Raw genomic sequence first — 4,822 nt, forward strand, 5'->3', positions numbered from 1 at the left:
ATCGCTTCGGGGTTCTCGACGGCAATTGGGGCGTTGCCGGACAAAAATTGGTCGTGCCTGACTAACCGGCATCCAAACACTCTCTCAAAGTAAACAGTATCGCATCGTAACCGGCCGCACAACCGGGAAGGCTGCATTTTTGGGACGACGAGTTTCAACCAAACACCGGCATTGGGCGGTTTGACCAGCATCCGCCACAGATTCAACGGTCGTTTTTATCAAGTCTTTCGATACGAAGTTCGGATAGGGACCGCGCTCCGTCAGGGAGGTAGGTATGAACGGTGGAAATCAGTTCTCCGCCGGGGCCAAGTTTGGCTATCAGCAAGACTGCAAAGTTCGCACCAACAGCTACGTCCTGGACAATCTGCAGCATCGACAGATCATCTGTCCTACTTGGGTAAGGCGCAAACGATGGGTGCGAATGCCATTCGCCGATGTAATTGAATCGAGCGTAGTCGTGCCCCGTCTCCCGAAAGAAAGCATGAATCTTCCCGATGGCATCCTCAATCCGCCGAACGAAGGACGCGAATGCACCACGACGATGCACGGTCATCTCCCGGACAACAAACAGATTCGGCCCGATATGTTCACCCATTAGGACTCCGCCGACTTCTCGCCGGCCCGCCTTGCGAAGTGCCATCAGGAGCAATTCATGATGTTCAGATGGGAGGATCAGTGTCAGCACGCAGTTCCTCGCACATCCTCAACAACGCCTCCACGACGGCGATTCTGTCCTTATCGCTCACGGCATCGCCATCGCTCTCCCAGCCCTCGCCCTGCACGTCGATCGGGCAGGTGTCGAATGGTGCCTCGAATATCCACTCGCGGCGCATGCCTAGCAAGTACACTGAGTACGGATACTCGCTTGGTTCTCGGGACAATCCAGTATCGATCACCAGCCGGGTCAAGGCAGCCGCAACGAAACCGACATCACTATCGTATGCGATTAGCGGCTGTTCTTCAGTCCCGTCATAACCGGCCGCATTCTTGAAGGGCGCGTCGGGAAGGGTTGCCAGATAGGCGTGGTAGGCGTCGCGAACAGCTAACGGATTCGGGTCATGCTTTGGGCGTGCCCGTGCGATCATTCCGCCGTAGCCACCAGCGAATACCTCAGCCCAGCAAAGCGGCTTCCCGTTCTTTCTCGCGAGCGCCGCCAGCAAAAGGAATACTTCCGGGTTGGCCGTCGCGTCGATCAGCAGGTCGCAGCTGGCCAGATCCTTGAGCGCGGCTGCTGCGGACACCGCCGACTCCTGGCCGGCGAGGCGGGTGGTCCTTGCATCTACCTGCACCGCAGGGGCTATCAGCGACAGGGCGTCACGCATTGCCCGCACCTTGTGCGTACCCACATAGGCCCAAGACAACTCATGGCGCACTATGTTGCCGGGCGAGAGGTAGTCGTCGTCCACCAGCAGAAATTTTCGGACGCCGGCTCGCGCCAATGAAATCGCGGCCTTGCTGCCAACAGAACCGAGCCCGACGATACCGACACGGACACTGGCCAATTGCTGTGCTTCCTCTGACAGTCTGAAGTCGGAAAGCGACGGGAATACGATCCGGTGCTCCAGCAATTCTGGCTGCTCGCCTGAGTCGATCAGAAACACCCGCAGCGACGACAACGCCGTGCCCAGCAGCACGATGGTCTTGGCTTTGTACTTGCCCGATTCCTGAACCAGGACGTCGTCAGTGGCGAAGCCGGCCTCTGTCAGTACTCGTACCAGCATCTCTGCGGATTCGATAGATTGGCGCTGGTCGAAGGCATCGCTCCGGAAGATCCATCCATCGCCGGACAGTGAGAACAGCGGAAGCGATGTGGCGATGCCTTTTGGAAGATCAATCACGTCCTGCAGTACATCCTGCGCGTCGGCGACTTTCGCCACGAACATGACGATTGCGTCCGAGTTATACACGATCGACGATTGCAACCCGGTTCTCGACAACAGCGGGAGCGCCGTCCATGTGGCCAGCAACTCGGCGGTCGCCACGAAGCGCCGCCCCGCACCGCGCATACCCTGACCTGGGGTCAGACGGTGAGCCGACGGCACGGTGTTCGGCAATTCGGGATGCTGTTCGGTGCTCAGCAATTCGCGCGCGCTACGCACCATGTCCGCACCAGTCACAGCGGGGTGCCAGTTGTCAGACCGCCATTGCAGGCATAGCGGACCACCGGCACCGTACTGGTGGCCGGACCACCGCTCGGAAGCGTCGCGCGGACAGATGTAGGGCGGCGAGTCCGGAAACGTTTCCGGATAGATCATCCGCCCCGCAAATACGCGACCATGAATTGTCATGTCGAGGTCGACTGCGATCGAACCGTTTTCAGACACGCGCCAAGCCGTGCTCAGCCAATCGCTTTCTGCCTCGAAACGATCAAGCTCCGCGCGCTCGTGTAAGAAGCGAGCAGGATCGTCGATGGCCCATTTCATCAGGCGAAACCCGAGGACTTGTTCGGAACCACCGGACGGCTGGGGAAGCTGAGGCTGGCGGCAGCCGCAGCAGCAGGCCGCAGCAACGATTTGGCCGCAGTGTCGTCCTTTGCGAGCTGGAGGCTGAAATAGTCCGTATTGAATACCTTGTCCCAGGCGCCGCCCACCTTCTTGCGCGTGCAGTCGTGCTCGTCAAGGACCTTCAGCAACTCCAATGCATCGCCCAGACAATCGCGGAAGAAGAGTACGCACTCGTCGCCTTCCTCGGCGAGATTCTTGTCTGCATACACCGGATGGCCAATGCGTTGACTGAAAGTCAACTGCGCCTTGATCGCCTTCCAAGTGTCGCGCACAGCGTCATCGTCCCGGTCAGCACGCGCCACGAAGTGATCCACGACCAGCTTCGAGATGCAGATGCCGCTGGTGGTCTTCTTCTTCCAGGCAGCGCGACTGCGAGCCATTTTCTTGGTCAGCTTGGTGATCCGACGAAGCTGACTGGTATCGGACTGCCCTGCCTTCAGTTCAGAGCCGACGGCGTCCTTGTACCAACGCGTCACCTTACGAGCATCCGACTTGACCCAGTTGTCGCCGCCAGCCAGCTCATACTCAACGGCCTCGTTTCCCCAGAAGTCTTTCGAGCGGATCGTGCGGTAAACGGGAATGTCGATATGGTATCCGTCAGGGTATTGCTGGCGCACACAATTGGTCTTGACTACTGCGTCGTAGGCCAACCGGTCGTCCTTCAGCGCGCTGCGCACCCGCGCGCGAGCATCGCGCGCGCCGAGATAGTTGCCATTAGCGTCCTTCAGGTCCTCTTTGTCGAAATACACGCCATCGTCGATGTCGTAGTCGCACGCATCGTCCTGAACCATGGTGCGCATCGCATAGGAACCTTGCGAGCTGAACTCTTCCGGCAGGGGGTGACCGGCTTTGGTCAATCCGTTCTTGAGCCTCGTCCGACCATTGTCGCGGCGGTCGCGCATCTCCGCCTGATCGTCGTTAGAGAGGGTCACCTCGTCCGTGTGATACCCCCTCATCTCTTTATTGCAGTCAATGCTGGTCATGTTTGTCTGCCTCGGGATGCTGGCGACAGGGATCGGATGCGCCTGCCAGTGCAGTGCGGAACGCGCTCATCCGATCGTCTGATTCAGTCGTCGCCCAGGCAAAATCGACGTCGGAGATGGCTTGCCGGGCGAGCGCGTTGAGCACCTTGGGACGCGCGTCGTCCATGTTTTCCAGATACTTGTGAAGCTCGCCGGACGGGCATTGCGCCGGCAGCCGGTAGGCGAAGCTGCCATGTCCCCGCAGTTCTGCGATCTTCCGCGCGAGGTAGTCGTATGCGACCGCCTGTGCGTTAATGCTTGCGGCGATAGCTTTGAGACCACCGTCCCAGCCCAGCGCCCCACGGTGCAGTTTCTTGGCACTCTTAAGTTCTTCGCCGCCCTGCACCGGAAGCGTGCCAAGCATGTACAGGTGAATCGGGCGACGAACCTCGCCTCGCCGCTGCAAGATCTCGTGTGCTTCAATCATGCCCACCGCGCCCGGATTGTTCGCCCACAAGCCACCGTCCACATAGTCCACAGTGGCTCCGCTGCCACCGGGCTCGGTCAGGCGTGCGATTGATCGCAGGATAGGGGCAGCGCTGGTCGCCATACAGGCGTCCACCAATAGCCGATCGTTGTCTCGTCCGTTGAGACGATCCATGTGGGGGGTCTTGAACACCACAGAGGCATGGCGATTCAAGTCCACCGTGGTGATCGCCAAGCCGATACCGCGGCGCTCGTAGACCTGCCCCATGGTTTCGGTGCCGAAGGCATCACTGAGCACGGCGCGCAATGCTTGGTCCCCGGAGGAAAGAGCGGAGAACAGGCCGCGGACGTACTTGCCCAGCCTCGGCATTGCTCGCAGTCGCTGCCGCGGAAAAATCTCCCGGCCATGCACCTGGTACAGCACCAGCACTTTACCGAGAGGAATACCCGCCGCCAAAGCGCAGGCGACAATCCCGCCGGTACTGGTCCCTACCAGCAGATCGAATGCCCGGCCCGGATCTGTCTCTCCAGAGCCTGAGACCCGGAGCCGATGCGAGAATGCATCAAGGTAGGTCGCCTGGTAGACGCCGCGCATCCCACCACCGTCCAGGCACAGGACTCGAAACGGATCTTCAATCCCCATATATGCGCCCCCTGTGGGTCCAAGACCACCAAATATGGGACGCTGTCCGCGTTTTCAAGGGCTTCAAGAGTTAGCAGGCTGGAAGATTCGCTACCTGAACCCAACTTCGGCTTAATGGAAAGGCTGCATCGGGTCGCGAGTTGCCCCCCCTCAACAACAGCCGACGCCTACCCTGCCCCCACGCTACAGCCTCACCCTCCTCGCCCGAGGCGGCGCAGGCGTAGCCC

Annotated in this window: 4 protein-coding genes; all 4 read right to left on the minus strand. The window is 59.9% G+C overall.

Translation table 11 applies throughout. The features are described from left to right. Nucleotides 1–202 precede the first annotated feature (202 nt). Genes ABD974_RS15210 through ABD974_RS15225 form a run of 4 tightly spaced genes read right to left on the minus strand, consistent with a single transcriptional unit; the run spans nucleotide 203 to nucleotide 4,595 of the window. A complete protein-coding gene (locus ABD974_RS15210) occupies nucleotides 203–685 on the minus strand; it encodes a M67 family metallopeptidase (RefSeq protein WP_345304187.1) in 483 nt (160 codons plus the stop codon). Further along, a complete protein-coding gene (locus ABD974_RS15215) occupies nucleotides 660–2,423 on the minus strand; it encodes a ThiF family adenylyltransferase (RefSeq protein WP_345304188.1) in 1,764 nt (587 codons plus the stop codon). The genes ABD974_RS15210 and ABD974_RS15215 overlap by 26 nt, the downstream gene beginning before the upstream one ends. Further along, nucleotides 2,423–3,487 carry a cyclic GMP-AMP synthase DncV-like nucleotidyltransferase gene (locus ABD974_RS15220; RefSeq protein WP_345304189.1) on the minus strand — a complete coding sequence of 355 codons (1,065 nt, stop codon included), beginning with the start codon at nucleotides 3,485–3,487 and terminating at the stop codon, nucleotides 2,423–2,425. Before ABD974_RS15220 ends, ABD974_RS15215 begins: the two co-directional genes overlap by 1 nt. Further along, nucleotides 3,474–4,595 carry a patatin-like phospholipase family protein gene (locus tag ABD974_RS15225; RefSeq protein ID WP_345304190.1) on the minus strand — a complete coding sequence of 374 codons (1,122 nt, stop codon included), beginning with the start codon at nucleotides 4,593–4,595 and terminating at the stop codon, nucleotides 3,474–3,476. The genes ABD974_RS15220 and ABD974_RS15225 overlap by 14 nt, the downstream gene beginning before the upstream one ends. Between the last annotated feature and the right edge of the window lie 227 nt (nucleotides 4,596–4,822).

This window comes from Lysobacter hankyongensis, from assembly GCF_039543145.1.
GTDB classification, from domain to species: Bacteria; Pseudomonadota; Gammaproteobacteria; order Xanthomonadales; family Xanthomonadaceae; genus Lysobacter_I; species Lysobacter_I hankyongensis.

What these genes read in the sequence shown, in the direction of transcription:
- ABD974_RS15225 (WP_345304190.1), bottom strand. Translation starts at nt 4,595, where the DNA reads ATGGGGATTGAAGATCCGTTTCGAGTCCTGTGCCTGGACGGTGGTGGG.
- ABD974_RS15215 (WP_345304188.1), bottom strand. Translation starts at nt 2,423, where the DNA reads ATGAAATGGGCCATCGACGATCCTGCTCGCTTCTTACACGAGCGCGCG.
- ABD974_RS15220 (WP_345304189.1), bottom strand. Translation starts at nt 3,487, where the DNA reads ATGACCAGCATTGACTGCAATAAAGAGATGAGGGGGTATCACACGGAC.